The 17797-nt window shown below is 45.3% G+C and carries 15 protein-coding genes; 5 read left to right on the top strand and 10 right to left on the bottom strand.

Annotated elements, in window-relative coordinates; genetic code table 11:
- Window positions 1-70: 70 nt before the first annotated feature.
- A complete protein-coding gene (locus tag B2P60_RS00750; RefSeq protein ID WP_286738910.1) occupies window positions 71-721 on the bottom strand; it encodes a DUF2939 domain-containing protein in 651 nt (216 codons plus the stop codon).
- Window positions 722-1148: 427 nt separating this feature from the next.
- Between B2P60_RS00750 and dnaJ the strand changes: the two genes are divergently transcribed.
- Window positions 1149-2282, top strand: a complete 1134-nt coding sequence (gene dnaJ / locus B2P60_RS00745) for a molecular chaperone DnaJ (RefSeq protein ID WP_193005689.1) — start codon at window positions 1149-1151, stop codon at window positions 2280-2282.
- A gap of 173 nt (window positions 2283-2455) precedes the next feature.
- A complete protein-coding gene (gene dapB / locus B2P60_RS00740) occupies window positions 2456-3286 on the top strand; it encodes a 4-hydroxy-tetrahydrodipicolinate reductase (RefSeq protein ID WP_286738908.1) in 831 nt (276 codons plus the stop codon).
- 266 nt (window positions 3287-3552) lie between these two features.
- Here the strand turns inward: dapB and B2P60_RS00735 are convergent, their stop codons facing one another.
- The 8 genes from B2P60_RS00735 to erpA form a co-directional block, all read right to left on the bottom strand.
- A complete protein-coding gene (locus tag B2P60_RS00735) occupies window positions 3553-4728 on the bottom strand; it encodes a type III PLP-dependent enzyme (RefSeq protein WP_286738911.1) in 1176 nt (391 codons plus the stop codon).
- Window positions 4729-4906: 178 nt separating this feature from the next.
- Window positions 4907-5461 (bottom strand): peptide deformylase, encoded by a 555-nt coding sequence (gene def, locus B2P60_RS00730; RefSeq protein ID WP_198334764.1) that lies wholly within the window; start codon window positions 5459-5461, stop codon window positions 4907-4909.
- A gap of 205 nt (window positions 5462-5666) precedes the next feature.
- On the bottom strand, window positions 5667-5921 hold the full coding sequence (locus B2P60_RS00725; RefSeq protein ID WP_198334763.1) for a GlsB/YeaQ/YmgE family stress response membrane protein: 255 nt from the start codon (window positions 5919-5921) through the stop codon (window positions 5667-5669).
- A 330-nt stretch (window positions 5922-6251) separates the two neighbouring features.
- Entirely contained in the window at window positions 6252-7739 is a 1488-nt protein-coding gene (gene mpl / locus B2P60_RS00720; RefSeq protein WP_286738906.1) for a UDP-N-acetylmuramate:L-alanyl-gamma-D-glutamyl-meso-diaminopimelate ligase, read from the bottom strand.
- A gap of 346 nt (window positions 7740-8085) precedes the next feature.
- On the bottom strand, window positions 8086-8745 hold the full coding sequence (locus B2P60_RS00715) for a copper resistance protein NlpE N-terminal domain-containing protein (RefSeq protein ID WP_286738905.1): 660 nt from the start codon (window positions 8743-8745) through the stop codon (window positions 8086-8088).
- A 483-nt stretch (window positions 8746-9228) separates the two neighbouring features.
- On the bottom strand, window positions 9229-9756 hold the full coding sequence (locus B2P60_RS00710) for a disulfide bond formation protein B (protein ID WP_230710441.1): 528 nt from the start codon (window positions 9754-9756) through the stop codon (window positions 9229-9231).
- 77 nt (window positions 9757-9833) lie between these two features.
- Complete coding sequence (gshA, locus tag B2P60_RS00705; RefSeq protein ID WP_286738903.1) at window positions 9834-11408, bottom strand: glutamate--cysteine ligase; 1575 nt, start codon at window positions 11406-11408, stop codon at window positions 9834-9836.
- Window positions 11409-11747: 339 nt separating this feature from the next.
- Window positions 11748-12128: an iron-sulfur cluster insertion protein ErpA gene (gene erpA / locus B2P60_RS00700; protein ID WP_227670198.1), complete on the bottom strand. Its 381-nt coding sequence runs from the start codon at window positions 12126-12128 to the stop codon at window positions 11748-11750.
- 457 nt (window positions 12129-12585) lie between these two features.
- Here erpA and B2P60_RS00695 point away from each other — a divergent pair, with 457 nt between their 5' ends.
- Window positions 12586-14607 carry an ATP-binding cassette domain-containing protein gene (locus B2P60_RS00695; protein WP_286738900.1) on the top strand — a complete coding sequence of 674 codons (2022 nt, stop codon included), beginning with the start codon at window positions 12586-12588 and terminating at the stop codon, window positions 14605-14607.
- A gap of 95 nt (window positions 14608-14702) precedes the next feature.
- On the opposite strand, the gene B2P60_RS00690 is transcribed toward B2P60_RS00695, so the two are convergent.
- The gene (locus tag B2P60_RS00690) at window positions 14703-15065 is read right to left on the bottom strand and encodes a septal ring lytic transglycosylase RlpA family protein (RefSeq protein WP_193005680.1); all 363 of its coding nucleotides are present in this window, start codon (window positions 15063-15065) and stop codon (window positions 14703-14705) included.
- Window positions 15066-16322: 1257 nt separating this feature from the next.
- Here B2P60_RS00690 and B2P60_RS00685 point away from each other — a divergent pair.
- Entirely contained in the window at window positions 16323-17327 is a 1005-nt protein-coding gene (locus tag B2P60_RS00685; RefSeq protein ID WP_286738897.1) for a DnaJ C-terminal domain-containing protein, read from the top strand.
- Window positions 17328-17408: 81 nt separating this feature from the next.
- Window positions 17409-17732: a chaperone modulator CbpM gene (locus tag B2P60_RS00680; RefSeq protein WP_193005677.1), complete on the top strand. Its 324-nt coding sequence runs from the start codon at window positions 17409-17411 to the stop codon at window positions 17730-17732.
- Window positions 17733-17797 lie beyond the last annotated feature (65 nt).

Below are 17797 nucleotides of genomic sequence, written 5' to 3'. Positions count from 1 at the left end.
GTCCAACTTATGGGGGTCGGTTCACATGGGGCGGTTTTTATTTGGGATAATGAGTTGGGATATCGGCCGTTTAAGGCAAAACAATATCAACGATTTTCCAGTCAATCAGGCCGTCACGCTGCATCTCTATGGTGAGGGGATAGCCTTTAACTTGACCGCTGATTTGGAAGCAATTTATACCGCAGTAGCTCAGTTCTGGTTTGTCACTATCAGAGCCTTGGGCTGCTTGTTGTTCGAGTATGGCTGCTTGTTTTTGCATTATTTGCTGCATCTGGCTTTGGACCACCGCGTTTACATCACCGCGCTGAATGATTAAATTTTGAATCAGGTTTTTTAAGTCGACTTGATTGCTGGTGATTGCCCACGCTGCCGCCAGCTCTTTGGTGGCGGTATTGGCTTGGCCTTGCGTGTTGATGATTTTTTCGATATTTTGCGGCGTAATCGCGCCATCGACTGCCTGCGCGATAAAACTGTTGGCGGCTTGGATTAAAGGCTCGCCGCCCAGCTCAGCGACCAATGGATAGTTGCTCATAGTCGCCGAAAACTGACTGGTTAATTGGTTCTGTATACTGGGTCGCACTTGATCATAGTCAATAGCCGCCGCGATGGTGGCACCATCTTTGGCATCATAAGCGTTTTTGAGCTGATAAGCGCTGTAATAAGGCGAACCTGCATAGACTGCCACTGCTATGACCATCAATAAAACAATCAGCTTCTTCATAACAATCGATTCCTTATCACAAATTAATGCTTTGAAGGTAAATATGAACCACAGTGTTTATTCAACAATAAACAGGGCGATAAATACTAGCATGGCTGACCGTTATGACGGTACGAAAACCTTTGTGTATTTCTTAATAAAACCTTTTTGTATGGGCTATCTCATCCTAACTCACACTTTCCCTGCCTAAGCGCTTGATAAATCGCTGTGCCATCTCCATAAATAGCGCAAACTTTTAATAATTGATTTGGCTAAGCAGCATCCTGCCGTATTCGCTTATAGATTCATACGTTATCTTCTCGTTTTCCCCTTATCTTCTACTATGTTTCATGTGAAACCTTAGAGTGCGATGGTGGGAGGTTAGAGAGGATGGATTAGGGTTAATGAATCGACTGGCCGGTAGACTGTAAAGACGATAGGAGAGCCCATGAGTAAGCGCGATTTTTATGAAGTGTTAGGTGTCAGCAAGACGGCTGATAGCAAAGAGATTAAGCGGGCTTACCGCAAGCTGGCGATGAAATATCACCCAGACCGTAACTCTGATGACCCTGATGCAGAAGATAAATTTAAAGAAGCGTCAATGGCTTATGAAGTACTGAGTGATGAAGAAAAACGTTCAGCCTATGACCGTATGGGTCACTCTGCCTTTGAAAATGGAATGGGCGGTGGCGGCTTTGGCGGTGCAGGTGGCGGCAATTTCCAAGACATCTTTGGTGACATCTTTGGTAACTTTGGCGACATCTTTGGTCAGTCGCGTGGCGGCGGTGGGCGTTCGCGTCGTGGGTCAGACCTACGTTATGTGATTGAGCTGACGCTCGAAGAAGCGGTACGCGGCTGCAAAAAAGAAATCAGTTTTACTGCCCCTGCGCCTTGTGACACTTGTGATGGTAAAGGCGCAAAAGATGCCTCTGATGTCGTGACTTGTCAGATGTGTCATGGGCAAGGCCAAGTTCGTATGCAACAAGGCTTTTTTGCGGTTCAGCAAGCTTGCCCGCAGTGCGGCGGCACTGGTAAACAAATCAAAAACCCTTGTCCTGACTGTCATGGCAATGGGGTGAAAGACAAATCACGCACGCTAGAGGTGTCCATCCCAGCAGGCGTCGATGATGGGGATCGCGTCCGTCTAGCAGGCGAGGGCGAAGCTGGCGGTGCGGGTGTGCAAAATGGCGATCTGTATGTCGAAGTACGTGTCAAACCGCATAACGTCTTCACTCGTCAAGGCGCTGACCTCTACATGGATGTGCCGGTGAGTATTACCGATGCGGCATTGGGTAAAGAAGTTGAAATTCCAACCTTAGATGGCAAAGTGAAAATCAAAGTTGCCGAAGGGACCCAAAGTGGCAAGTTGCTACGTGTACGGGGTAAAGGCGTAACGCCAGTTCGTACGACGATGAAAGGCGATTTGATTTGCCGTGTGGTCATCGAGACGCCCGTGAACTTAACCCGTGAGCAAAAAGATCTGCTACGTCAATTCCAAGATACGTTAGATGATGATAGCAAGCATCAACAGTCGCCCCATAAAAAGTCTTTCTTTAAAAAGATTGGCGACTTGTTTGACTAAAAGTACTGCCTAACAGAGATGTGTTTAGCATATTAGCCCAAAGGTTCCATGTGAAACCTTTGGGCTTTTTATTGGTGGTATAAAAAACCATTCATGGGGCGATATTTGCTAAACTTACGACAAACAGTGTTTAAAAACAACGGTATTAACTATAAAGGGCGTAGGATAAAAATATGAGTGAGCAAGTAAGTCATCAATCTATCAAGGTAGGGGTAATCGGTGCGGGTGGACGTATGGGGCGTATGCTCATCGAAGCCATCAATGACAACCCCCAAACGACGCTAAAAGCTGCAATTGAACGTCAAGGCTCAAGCCTCGTTGGCGCAGATGCGGGCGAAGTCGCGGCGATCGGTTGTTTAAACGTAGAGATAGTCGACGATTTAAAATCGGTAGTAGATGCCATCGACGTCTTGATTGACTTTAGCTTGCCTGATGCCACTGAACAAAACATGCAAATTTGTGCTGAGCACAATGTCGCTATGGTCATCGGTACCACGGGCTTCAATAAGCAGCAAGAGCAAGTATTGACACAAGCCAGTGAGAACGTGGCCATTGTTTACGCCGGTAACTATTCAACAGGTGTCAATCTGTCATTAAAACTATTAGCCATGGCTGCCAAAGCCTTTGGAGAAGAGGCGGATGTAGAAGTCATTGAAGCCCATCACAAACATAAAATCGATGCCCCATCAGGTACGGCGTATATGATGGCAGAGGCCGTTGCAGAAGCACGTGGACAGCAACTAAAAGATGTGGCCGTGTATGGCCGAGAAGGTCAAACGGGCGAGCGCGAAGCAGGGACGATTGGTATTCATGCCATTCGTGGAGGCGAGATCATTGGCGATCACACCGTGATGTTTATTGCCGATGGCGAAGTCGTTGAGATTACCCACCGTGCACGAGCGCGGATGACTTTTGCTGCTGGTGCGGTACGCGCGGCAACATGGATCATTCAGCAGTCAGCTGGGCAATATAACATGCAGGATGTTTTAGGCTTAAATGAGTAGGTTTTTCTAGTTATGGCTTTACTGATTTGTTCATCATGAGGAATGGCAGGTGAATCAATTTCGAGGAGGGCTGGTAGCGACGCTTAGTAGTATGATTGCTTTGTTTATTGGCTGTATAAGCCAAACCGCCTTGGTTGTAATTTCTCTAAGAGTACAGTAGTTGCTGGCTGGTGAGAAGATCAAGCACAAAAAAGCGCGGCACTGTATCTCGCAGTGCCGCGCTTTTTATTAATGCCAGTTATGAAAAACCAATCAATGATTGGAAACTAGTCAACGTAAACCACTTCTAATGGCGGAAAACCATTGAACTCAACCGATGAGTAAGAGTTGGTATAAGCACCCGTGGTCAACCAAAAGATTTTATCGCCAATCTCCAGCTCTTCAGGTAGCTGATAGCCCGCTTCTTCGTACATGATGTCAGTTGAATCACAGGTGGGTCCTGCCAATACCACCGTACCTTCGCGGGTGGACGTTTCCATCTTTGGCGTATAAACAGGATACTTGATGGATTCACCCAGTGTCTCGATTAAGCCTTGGAACAAGCCTACATCCGTATACACCCAGCGCGTCAAATCCGTATTTGATTTACGAGAAATTAACACCACATCACTGACCAACACCCCTGAACCACCGACCAATGAACGTCCTGGCTCAAGAATAATCTCAGGCATGTCTTCGGCATTATAATCATCCGTCAGATAGCGATTGATCTCTTCTGCATAGACCTTGATGGGATTCACTTCACTGATGTAGTTGGCTGGAAAACCGCCACCCAAGTTAATCATTTGTAGCTTAATATCTTCTTCATTTTTCATCCAGTCAAACATGTATTTGACCTTGGCCAGCGCATCATCCCAAGCAGCGACATCTTTTTGCTGACTGCCCACATGAAACGAGATGCCGTAAGGCACCAAGCCCAAATCGCGAGCTTGAATCAACAGCTCAATCGCCATATCAGGGTGGCAACCAAACTTGCGTGACAATGGCCATTCAGCGGTCTCTGACCCTTGCACCAAGATACGCACAAAGATTTTTGACCCTGGAGCGTGCTTTGCGATATTTTTTAAATCTGCTTCTGAATCGGTTGCATATAAAGTGATGCCTTTATCAAATGCATATTTGACATGTTCGGCTTTTTTGATGGTATTACCGTAAGAGATGCGTGACGCATCCACACCGCAGTCAAGTACTCTATCAAGCTCATAAATTGACGCACAGTCAAAGTTTGAGCCAAGATCAGCAAGTAGATCGATGACTTCGACCGCAGGACTGGCCTTCATCGCATAATGAATTTTGGCAGTAGGGAAAAAACCAACCATTTCATGATATTTGGTTTTAATGCGGTTTAGGTCCACTACCAAAAGTGGCGTCTCGCGACCTTCAGCCGCTTTGGTGAATTTCTGCCAGCCGGCAGGGTCAAAATATTGGTCAATTTTGATCATGGTCATGGTAGAAAACCTTTAATGAAGAAAAATATATGTTAGAGAATTAAAGCGAGGTCACATCACTATTGTATTGCCTCATGCCATTATGATTCTAAGCTTATGAATTTAAGCCTATGAGCCAATTGGCTGATATAACACTCGCTTTATATGACAAGGGCGCTAAATAAAAGCCCGATCAAGAATTGGTGGTTTGCGGCTGTTTATCTGCTGTGTGTTCGCCTTGTTTTTCACGTATCTTGATGACTTTACGCACCTTATCGCGAGCACGCGTTTGTTTTAGACGTGATAAATAATCGACGAATATTACTCCATTTAGATGATCCATTTCATGTTGAATACATACCGCCAGTAAGCCTTCTACCTCTTCATCAATTTTTTCACCATTCTCATCTAACGCTTCGATACGTACTTTATTCGGACGTTCGACCTTATCATAGACATCAGGTACCGATAAACAACCCTCTTCATACGGTTGTTTTTCTTCTACCAGCGGCGTCACTTTTGGGTTAATAAACACCCTAGGGCTATTTTTATCTTCAGATAAATCCATGACAATGAGTTGAATATGATGGTCAACTTGACTGGCCGCCAGACCAATACCTTGGGCATCATACATGGTCTCAATCATATCAGCGATTAAGGTTTTGATTTCAGCAGTCACTTCCTTGACAGGCTTGGCAATGGTGCGCAAGCGCGGGTCTGGGTAATTTAAGATAGGGAGTAATGCCATAACGCTCACCTCAATGATAAGGATAAAATAGGGTTGATATTATAAGATAAATGGGGACAAAAGTAATGCTTATCAATACTTTCCCGCCTAGATCACACTTTTTTGGCTGGCAAAGGACGAAAAGTATCAGCCAAACTCAACATAAAAAAGCCCTGCAATCTGCAAGGCTTTTCTGTTTTTGATTCAGCTGAGGTATAGCAAGCACTTATACACCGCGTTTGCTGACGATCATCTCATACAAGAAAAGTAGGATGATGGCACCAATCACTGAGAAGATCAGACCCGTAAAGCCGCCATCCGCATCGATACCGATGAGGCCTGCAAGAAAGCCGCCCAGCAACGCACCAACGATACCCAGTACAATGGTCATTATCCAGCCCATAGGGTCACTGCCGGGCTTAATGGCACGTGCTAATAGACCTGCGACCAAACCTACAATAATCATCCAAATAAAGCTCATTCTATTCTCCTAATTTATTATCATTCATCATATTTTGCTAATTTTGATAAATACATTGTAAGCACTGCATAGGCGTAAAGGTAAGCGCGAAATGTTACCAATGTATGAGCTATGTGAGAAAAAGCAGGGATTTGCTAATGTGCAGAGAGGATAAGTAAATGAAAGGTTACAAAGGTAGCGACAGTTACAAAACCGCTAGCGTCGTCAGTTATGAGGTCTCTATCAGTAGAAAGACAATCAAAAAACCAGAGAATAAAAAAGCGTAACTCGTCTATGACAAAGCTACGCTCTTCTCTAAATCAAGGGGTTGTCTAGCTGTTATTTGGGGCGTTATTTGCGATGTAGCACAGTTAAGAGCCGCTGATGAATACCTTCAAACCCACCATTCGACATAATCACTATCGCATCGCCTGCTTGCGCATGTGTGCTGATGTGCTCGATAATGGCATCGACACTAGAGAGCACTTGCTGATGGCCAATCTCACTATTTGTGGCAGTGGCCTGTTCGATGACCTCTTTTAGACCCCATTCTAGACCAGTAGGCTCATACCAAAGCGTGTGGTCAGCGAGCGCGGCAGACTCAGCGAGACTGTGTTGGTGAATGCCCATTTTCATGGTGTTACTCCGCGGCTCAATGATTGCCCAGATACGTCTATCAGCCAGTTTCTTTTTGGCGCCGTCTAAGGTCGTCATGATAGCAGTGGGGTGATGGGCGAAGTCATCAAAAACTAAGATGTCATTTACATTGCCAATCAGCTCCATGCGACGTTTGATACCAGCAAACGCAGATAACGCGGTACAAGCAGTCAAAACACTGACCCCAACGTTATAGGCTGCAGCCACCGCCACCAACGCATTGTTCACATTATGCATGCCGCTCATCGACCAATCTACAACGGCTACTTCATTATTATCAGCTGCAAAAACTACCTTAAACTGACTACCGTCTTTACTTAACAGCTCCACTTGCCAGTCACTACTGTTTTTTAGGGAGCTATCTTCTGTAGCAGCGTCAGGCACCGTAGAGTCGATCACCGCTGTACGCCAAATGGGGGTCCAAACCCCTTTTGCTAAGGTGTCCTCTAAACTGATGGTCGCGGCTGGCATGATGATTTTGCCCGTGCTGGGTATCATGCGCACCATGTGATGAAACTGGGTTTGAATGGCGTTGAGGTCAGCAAAAATATCAGCATGATCAAACTCTAGATTGTTTAAAATAGCGGTACGCGGACGGTAGTGAACGAACTTTGAACGCTTATCAAAAAACGCAGAGTCGTACTCATCCGCTTCAATAACAAAATATCCCGTCTTTGAGTTATCATCACTGTTTTTTTCTGCCCCCAAATAGCTGCTGTGTGCGAAGACTTGCTGTAGGCGTGCGTCAGTGGTATCGACCAAGGGGACACCGCCGATCAAAAATCCAGTGTCGATGCCGGCATATTGCAGTATCCAAGCGAGCATGGTCGTCGTCGTTGTCTTGCCATGAGTACCCGCAACGGCGATCACATGGCGCGATTGTAGCACTTGCTCAGATAAGAACTGCGGCCCTGAGGTGTAGCGTAGGTTTGTGTCTAGCATGTATTCGATGACATCCATGCCACGCTTCATGGCATTACCGACGACCACCAAATCTGGTGCCGGCTGTAAATGCTCTATCAGATAGCCTGCCTCGATCGTGACGCCCGCATTCTCAAGTTGGGTGGACATGGGCGGATAAACATTGGCATCTGAACCTGTGACGGTGTGCCCAAGCGCACGGGCCAGTAGCGCCAGTGAGCCCATAAAAGTACCACAAATACCAAGAATGTGAATATGCATAGACGTTCCGTACGAACTTAAATGAAAGGAGTAAAAGGGATAGAGTCCCCGTAACTTTGGCAGCATTCAAAGGCTGGCAATGCTCGGAGGTCTGCTGCCTAACTATCATCGGCACTGGTTATCGTCTGTCTTAAAAAGCGCAAACAGACACTAACATACCAGTGTGGCAACAGGCACTCATTGTAAAGTAAACACCGTTAGATGACCAATAAAAAACGCCCAGCATGTAGGCGTTGTTCATCTCATCAATATGACTGATTTACCCTTATCTTATAACGGCTAAACACAAATTTGCTGACGCTTATTTTTTCTGACTGGCTGTCTAATTGTCTATGCTGTGACTGTCTTATTTACGCGATAGGGTATAGTCACTGTCAAGGTTTTTGTACTCATCCATTAACACGAGATGATTGTCTTGAATATAGTAAGTCTCAATGTTTTTGTCTTCATAGACAATGGTAATGATATTGTTGTCTTGGCGATACACACCAGACTCCAATAGCGGCGCACGTGGTGTTTCAGGATAGTTATAAATATTGGTCTTTAGCACTGAGCCGTCAGCAAACAAGTTTAAGGTAACATCGATATTAGCACAGGAGTTACAAGGAACCATGCCCCCGTAATCGCCCATTAACGTAGCCTGTAGAGCGCTACTGCTAGGCGTGTCTGATCCCACCAGCGTCTGTTGCGTATACGCCTCATTGCTTGATTGAGACTGGGCGGCAGCAATGAGCGATTGCCCATCCGCTCCTGTATCCCAGTCGCTATCAGACTCCACTTGACCCACACTACTATCTTGCAAGCGCACGGCGGCACTTTGTAAATCAGAGTCTGCTGAATTACTCACAGGAGCAAAGGTAGTCGCCACGCCTTTATTGGCATTAGATGAGGCACTATCGCAGCCAACAAGCAGCAAACAAATCGGTAACGCGAGCAAAGAGCAGCCAACGCGTCTAATGACAGTCAGAGGGATAGAGCGAATAGGCGCAAAATATATCATGGTCATACCAAAAACAGTTTTTAAAACAGTGTGACTAAAGGTTATCTATACTATCGGCAACACAACGCTGTTGTCAAAAATGCAAGATAATAGAATATATAAGTTTTCAAAGAACCAAAGGTTGCAAACTGAACAACATCATTTAAATTTATAACGTCATTTAAATTTTTATCGTTAAGAGGATGTTGCCAACAGTCTCAAGTTTAGCGGTCAAAAGGGTTGCGTAACTAAACCCCATTGTTCAAACAAAAGGCGAATAGACTGTGTCAAGATAGCAAGAGCTACCGCTATATCTGTGGTTTTTTTGTTATGGACAAACTACCTAAAAGGTCAGACTGACTATCCAACCAACCAGTAGATCTGATTAATCAAGGTTGGCAGCCGTGCTTAATAGGGGCTTACCTCAACACAGACAGGAAGGAGGATATCACTCATGTCTGCTGCGATAGAGGATTATAGCGGAAAACCCGCGTGAATTCTAATTTGCTACTAAGCAAGACGATTATGGGTGGCAGGTCGCAGGATACGCCATAAGATCAGACTATGTACCACCAGTAGTAAACTAAATAAAATCAAAGACTGCTCAGGGATGCTTAATCCCATAAACGTCCAGTCAATAGCGGCACACTCGCCAGAGCCTGCAAAGACCTCTTTAAACACTTGTAAAATAGGTAAGGTGTCTAGCCAGTAGTCGAGTCCTGGGCCGCAAGAAGGCACTTGATCAGCAGGCAAGTGCTGTAACCAAACGTGACGCCCGGCCACCGCAGTCGCCCAGCCAATCCCCGCTAAGCTACCAAGCCACAACCCCAACCTGATAGCCACAGATTTGGGGTTGAATAATGCTGCTATGAGGGCAAAACCACCCATGACCATCAAGCCAATACGTTGAAAAATACAAAGTGGACAAGGTAAAAGCCCCAGATGGCGCTGCAAAAAAAACAGGGCAAAACTCATACCTATCACGGCCATTATCACTAAAAATACTTGTAAACTGCGGTAAGTGGTCAGCTGTAGCATCAAATGGTTACTCTTATAAAGTAGTTATCTATAAAAATAAGATAACAGTCAAAAACATTGAAGGTCACAGTCAAGACTTAGCGATACTGTTGTAAAAATTCCATAAAGTCTTCTGTTTCGGCTTTTTCAATATCAGCTTGCTGTAGTAGTGATTTTTCTGCCAGCACTTCATACTTCGCTTGGGTATTTGGGCTCAGCGTTTGTTGTAATAATGAGTCACGATGCTGCTCGGCTAAGGTAAAGCCAAGCTGCCATAAGCTGCCCAAACGCTTACTATCAGAATTGACTTGGGCTGAGATGGTTGACTCAGGATGTCCCGCTTTGCCTTGCATGAGGGCGACTGCTGCACGGTAATCGTTGCCACCATAGTGAGCGTCAAGTAATGCGGCAAGCGGTTGCATACGTTCTAAGTGTTCTAGCATCCAGCTTTCGAGTAATTTCTCTTTGCCACTGTCTAAGATATGCAAGCCTTCACGGCGACCTTCGTTTACCACGCGCTCAAGGTTAATGGCCAGCGCTTCCTCTTCATCAGGTAGCAGGTTGGGGGAGTCGCTCAGCAGACAGTACAGCGCCATGACTTCTAAAAAACAGGCACTAGAGAGACGGATGCCGACATCGCTATAAGGGTCGAGATCGATCGCGCGGAATTCAACATAAGCGATACCACGGCGCTCAAGCGCTTCGGTCGGTGTCTCACCGCTCATCGCGATTTGCTTTGGGCGGATAGGGCTATAGTATTCATTTTCTATTTGTAAAATATGGTTATTGATCTGAATAGGGTTGCCATCCGCATCATCTAAGCCAAGCTTGGCAAAGCTTTCATGCGGCGTTTGAATGGCACGGCGCAACCCATCCACATACTCTGGTAGATAGTTATAACGAATATCAAGTTGCTCTTGCACACTATTGGTATAGCCAAGCTTGCCCATCCGTAGGCTGGTTGCGGCAGGTTTGTAGTAGGTTGCGTCATTTAGTCGTTCTAAATCATGCTCACGCCCTGCTATAAAACAAGGACACACGCTTGGGCTGGCCCCAAGTAAGTAAAGAACGAGACTGGTCAGACGCTTAAAGTTACGAATAAGCCCTAAGTACTTTTCGTTTTTGAATTCTGTCAGCGTCTGGCTTTGCGCTGAAGTCACTTGTGACTGCCAAGCTTCAAACAATCCATCACCAAAAGACAAGTTGTAGTGTAAGCCTGCGATCGCCTGCATACGACGACCATAACGGATACCAAGTCCACTACGATACAAGGTTTTAAGCTTACCAGTATTAGAGCTGCCGTAATTGGCTAATGGAATGTCTTCATCGTTAGCCGACAGCATACATGGCATCGAGAGCGGCCACATCAGCTCACCTTCGGGTATGCCTTGATAGACCAACACGTGCAGCTGACGCAGCATGTTCAGCGTTTCTTTTGGTGAGGTTTTGGGCTCAGTGATGAGTTCAAGTAGGCTTTCTGAATAATCAGTGGTAATAAAAGGATGGGTGAGCTTTGACCCAAGTTTGCTGGGATGGGGGGTTTGGGCCAAGTAACCATCAGGCTTGACGCGTAGCCCCTCTTTTTCGATACCACGTAGCATACCCGTTAGCAGATTGGTGTCAAACCAGTTGGGAATTTCAAAATTAACAAAGCTACTCGCAAAATTACTCATAATAGTCATCTATTGTTATTTATTATGGCGGATCAAAACACGACTGGCGTTTGACCATAACAGAGGTAAATATTGGATTTAGAATGCCGTCAGTTTAGCTTAAAGCTGTCTTGAAAACCACGAGCAATTACAAATACGATAAGCTTTACAAGGGTTCAACTGTCTAGACTTCAGCGGATACTGAGATTAAAGTTTTTGTAAACAGTGCGTTACTATTACTGTATAAAACGAAAAGCATCTACCTATTAGATAGATGCTTTGAAAGCGCTACGTTAAGCGTATTATCATAGCGCGGACGAGCTTTTAAGGCATCATGACGGACAAGTAATGCGTCCTCATTTAAATAGAGAACGACGAGCCACAGCCACAAGTGGTGGTGGCATTTGGGTTGGTCACGATAAAGCGCGCGCCCTCTAGTCCTTCAGTATAATCAACGGTAGAGCCTTGCAAGTACTGATAACTTAGCGAATCTACGACGAGCGTCACATCACCATTGTCAAAGTTGGCATCGTCTTCATTTAAGTCATTGGCAAAGTTAAAGCCATATGAAAAACCTGAACAGCCTCCGCCAGTCACGTACACACGTAGCATCAGGTCACTGTCACCTTCTTCTTCACGTAGGCGACGGACCTTTTGTGCTGCGCTGTCAGTGAGGCTCAAGACGGTTGGATCTACAGGTTGGCTCGAGCTTGGGTTAAATTGGTTGGTTGAGTCGTTCATATCTACCTCAGTTGCTAGGATCAAAGGCTGTCGTCGTCCTGTTTGGGTTTGCAATGCATTGTTTGCAAATAAAGATACGCACGGCGTTTGATTTGATTGGGTGCTGTCATTGTGGCAACGCTGTTAAAACATTATAAATATTACTTTGGTGCCACCACAACGTTTTCGTTGATTGCTGACACATCTCTTGTAGCAGTATATCATAATGGGGGTGGCACATCGTTTGTCAAGCGTGTCACCGCCAACCAAATTTAATGTAGCGACTTTAGCCTTTATAACGCTCATTATTTTTTGTAACTCTAAGCGCTTTTTACGCAAATAAATACTTAGTTTTGAAATAGTTATTTAATCGTTTGCCTATGGGTCATGCGTTTGAAATAATAGCCGCCAATTAACATGCCAGATGTGTGTTTTTCTTGCCTTATATTTTATATTACTGTTGAGATGAAGAAATTATATGATCGAATTTAAAGACGTTGGTGTTCGCCGTGATGGCCGTGAATTGTTTGCAGGGGCAAGCTTCCAGCTACATCCGGGCCACAAGGTTGGCTTAACGGGCAATAACGGCACGGGCAAATCTACCTTGTTTGCCTTATTATTGACGCAAATGGGCACGGGCGAGACTGAAGTCACGCTGGATCGGGGTGAGGTCAGCATCCCAGATAGCTGGCATGTGGCGCACATGGCGCAGGAAGTGGGAGCCAGTGCTCAGACGGCGATTGATTATGTATTGAGCGGCGATGAGCAGTGGTATGAGATTAACGCGGCGTTAAATGATTTGAGCAGCGTGAGTGATGAGCAGATCGGTGTTTTGCATCAGCAGTTCGATGAAATCGATGGCTATCGCACGCCGACCAAAGCAGCGCAAATCATGGCAGGTCTTGGGTTTAATACCAACCAGCACGAGTTGCCTGTAGAGGGGTTTTCGGGTGGCTGGCGCATGCGTTTGAATCTGGCCAAAACCTTGATGAGCCGTGCGGATTTAATGCTACTCGATGAGCCAACCAACCATTTGGACTTGGATGCAATCTTATGGCTTGAGACATGGATCAATGCCTATACGGGTCTGGTCATTGTGATCTCGCATGACCAAGCATTCTTGGATGCCACGGTCGGTCACATCTTGCATGTTGAGCAGCAAAAAATCACCCTTTATACGGGTAATTATCAGCAGTTTATCCGTACGCGTCATGAGCGTATGGCGCAGCAGCAGCAAGCGTTTGAAAAGCAGCAAGCAACCAAAGCGCATTTGGATGACTTTATTCGTCGTTTCCGCGCCAAAGCCAGTAAAGCCAAACAAGCCCAGAGCCGTATCAAACAGCTTGAGCGTATGGCAGAGCTGTCACCGATGATGGCAGACAATCCTTTCTCTTTCCGCTTTTATGAGCCTGCCAACATGAGCTCCCCGCTGATTGAGCTGACACAAGCGGATATCGGCTATAGCGATACGCCACTTCTCTACAACGCCAATGTACAAGTAACGCCTGACACGCGTCTTGGCTTGCTGGGTATGAATGGCGCAGGTAAGTCAACGCTGATTAAAGCCTTGGTGGGTGAGCTTGGGATTTTATCAGGGACGTACCGTGTGTCTGATACCCTAAAATTAGGCTACTTTAACCAGCATCAAATGGATATTCTAGATGCCAAAGCAACGCCTATAGAGATGCTACGTCGCCTAGCAGGTAAGACTTCAGACGCCTTATTGCGTTCGTTCCTTGGTAGTTTTGACTTTCGCGGTGATCGTATCGATACGCCAAGTGAGTTGTTCTCGGGCGGCGAGCGCGCGCGCTTGACCTTGGCATTGATTGTTTGGCAGCGTCCAAACGTGCTTGTCCTCGATGAGCCAACCAACCATTTAGACTTACAAATGCGCCAAGCATTGACCATCGCATTGCAAGGCTTCCAAGGCGCGGTGGTATTGGTCTCGCACGACCGTGAGCTGATTGCCAATGTCTGTGATGAGCTGTATTTGGTCCATGACGGGCAAATCGATGAATTCGATGGTGACATCAGTGACTATGGCAAGTGGTTGGCAGAAAAGCGGAAGCAAGAAAATTCCCAAGATAAAAGTAACCATAAGAAGAAAAACAAGAAAGAGAGTAAAAAGTTTGTTTCACGTGAAACAGCTGATAGTCAAACGAGTAGTAAAGCGCCTACGGTAACATCGAAAAAAAAAGCCGCTGAATCGGCTCTGAGCAAAGAAGAGCAGCGCAAACAAGCCGCAGAACAACGTAAGTTAACCGCACCCGTCCGCCGTGATATTGAAAATACAGAAAAAGTATTGGCTAAGATTGCGGAAAAACTAGACACGCTTGAAGAAAAGCTTGCCGACAGTACCCTCTACGAAGACAGCCGTAAACCTGACTTGCTCGTATTGCTCAATGAGCAAACGGCCCTACAACAGCAGCATAGTGACCATGAAGAACAGCTACTGTTAGCGATGACGACGTTAGAGGACATGGAAGCGAGTTTTGAATAAAGGAGTCTCATTAGCAGGTTTGATGGGGACAGCCGTTTTTAATACAAAAAAAGACGTAAAAAAGGGAGGGCATTAGCCCTCCCTTTTTTATTACGTTATTCCTTACGGTATTTACCATCACCATAAGATAATATTTCCATTGTCGTGGTACACAGTTGACAGTTTATTTGACCAGCAGCGGCTTTTGATAAATCCAGAATACGGCCTCGAATAAAAGGTCCTCTGTCTGTAATTTTTACAACTACGCTCTGCTTTGTCTTTTGATTGGTCACTTGTACCTTCGTTCCAAACGGCAACGTACGGTGCGCGGCCGTTAAAGAGTTCATGTTAAAGATACTTCCACTAGCGGTACGTTTTCCATGAAACTTACTCCCATAATAACTGGTGTTACCAGCAAAAACGGTGGTGCTCAGCAATAGTGATAACGTGATAACCAAAGACTTGATTAAATAAGACATTTAATACCTTTAAGCAATTTATAAGATAGACAGCTACTCTTGCCTATATCATCCATACTCCCTACGAGTATCGACGTTATATTCATTTTAAAGCACATAAATTGTCCTATCCTTACGGCTCTGTAAAAGAACGCCCAAGTTCAAATATTGCCCTTTTCATACCTCAAAAAAACGCCCCAAAAAAATCAGCCAGTGAGCAGGTGTGACAAAATGTCCGGTAGGCGTTGCTACACCTAGTGTCTGCTAATAAAAAGGTGTCTCTAAATGGTAGAGTCAACCAGCATTTGTGTAACATAATCATCAGTGATGTCTCTTGTACTCTCAGCAACATAGTAGAAAAGTATAAATAATGCTTGGGATCCAATTAGGCTAAAGCTATGAGACACAACCGCTCAAGCGGCTCATGGTCACTGAACACTATTAGTAGAAGTAAAATGCAATAACAGCCAAGCTAATGTAAAAAATATTTCTACATTATTACCATATTGTAGTTTTTATAAAATTAAACATGATCTTAGCACCAGAAATATTTAATGCTGTCGACATCGCTTTGGGGTAATGATCTTGATAATCATAAATGGATACGGACAGATTTTGTCTGTTGGGATAGGTAGTAAATGGACAACCTAACTTAATCATTAGCAGATAAGCCGCTGTCTTGGCCATTAAAAATAGGGGCGCGCACCGATTTGTTTACCGGTCACCAACACAGTCCTTATTTCTAAGTGAGTACAAGGGTAGGAGCAACCTTTGGCCAGTAGCTACTTGGCTATGGTATGGTAAATGTAGTGATTCACAATCAAAACCGACATGCAGATAACGGGTCGAGATTGACCTTCGGGCTAAGCGTGACACACAAAGTGCTGAGCTGTCTTGTGTGGTAGCTCAGCGCGAAGGCCGTACCGCAAATGCACTTACTAAATTGACACTACGGCAACAGTTATCAAAGAGCAATGATGCCAAAATCATACTGACACACGCCTATAATACTGCTTTAAGCGAGGCTGTAAACCCAGCAGTCAGTAAGGCTTGGCACCATGATTGGTGAACTCTTATCGATACAGGGAATCTCCCACAAGTGACACCGTCTCGCTGAGATTATCCGTTACGTATCGACATTTGGTTATTTGTGCCACCTAAAAATTAACGCGACTATAGACACCAACAGTCAGCAACAAAAAATGAAACATTGCCTCATCATCCCTATACTATGTATTAAGTAAACCGTTAATAATAAATACGATAAGGAAAAATAACATGGCAGAGAAAAATTATTATGACATTTTAGGGGTCAAAAAAGACGCCTCAGACGCTGATATCAAAAAAAGATACCGTAAGCTTGTCCGTCAATATCACCCTGATGTCAGTGATGATCCAGACGCTGATAACAAGATTGCCGAGATTAATAACGCTTATGAAACCATCAGAGATAAAGAAAAACGGGCTGAATATGACGCCATGCTAGACAACCCCTTTGCTGGACAAGGGGGCGGTTTTGGTGGTCAAGCTGCAGGCGGTAGTCAGGGCGGTTTTCGTTGGGAAGATGTCAAAGATCAGTTCGGTGATGGCGAAGCGTTTGGCGAGGGCGGTTTTCGCTTCGACGATATTTTTTCAGCATTCGGTCGCGGTGCGCGCGGCTCGGCAGGTGGACAGTCGCAGCGTGGCGGCTTTGATCAGTTTGGTGGGGGCTTTGGCACGCAAGATAGCAAAGGGCAAGATCAGCATGCAGAGATTACGGTTGATTTAGCCTCGGTGTATAGTGGTGATGATTATAGTATTAAGTTGAATGTTCCGGTCCGCCAGCCTAATGGTAGCGTGGCGTACGATAACAAAACGCTTAAAATTAAAATTCCTAAAGGCATCACTGACGGTAAGCAAATCCGTCTAGCAGGACAAGGTGCTGCTGGTCATGGTGGTGGCAAAAATGGCGATTTATTCTTAAAGGTGAAAATTCGTCATGCAGATAACATTCGTATCGAAGGAGCGGACGTCTATCAAACCGTTAATATCGCGCCATGGGAGGCGGCATTAGGTGACAAAATTAACGTCAATACGCCAGCAGGAACTTTGGCGGTGACGATTCCTAAAAACAGCAAATCTGGTAATAACTTACGCCTAAAAGGTAAGGGTATCCCGGCCAAACAAGCGGGCGATTTGTATTTAACGTTAAACATCGTGAACCCTGATATCAGTACGGAGGCTGCAACACAGGCCTACGAGCAGCTCAAACAAGCTTTTTCTGAGACCAGCATTAACCGTTAATGGCTGTGTTTGATCAACCACTGTGATAGAGATAAAACCATACGATAACGATGAAATAAAGCGCAAACGAGGATAACAGCTATGAAACACTCGCCTGAATTGACCGACATTATCATGAGCTTAGATGAGCTAGTATCTGCCTGTGGCCAAGAGCGCCAATGGGTGATCGAATTGATTGAAGAAAACATCATTGAGTATGATGTGCCAGAGCGTGAGCAATTTACTGGTTATCAGCTGACAACCGTGCGCCGTGCCTCACGTCTGAGCCGCGACTTTGAAGCCAGCGTCCCTGCTATTGGTCTGATACTGGAGCTGTTAGACGAGCTTGAACAATTACGCCGATTCAAACGCCAGCTCGATATGCCAGCCCCTGTGATTGAGGTAGATGCTGATCATTTGAGGTAGTTCACTGAGCAGTAAAAATTAGTCCATAAAAAAGGGCTGATTTGAACTGACCCCCAAATGTTGGA

The organism is Psychrobacter sp. UBA3068 (genome assembly GCF_002366815.1).
GTDB lineage: Bacteria > Pseudomonadota > Gammaproteobacteria > Pseudomonadales > Moraxellaceae > Psychrobacter > Psychrobacter namhaensis.
The sequence above is the reverse complement of the archived record's forward strand: the minus strand, read 5'-3'. Positions and strand labels throughout refer to the sequence as shown.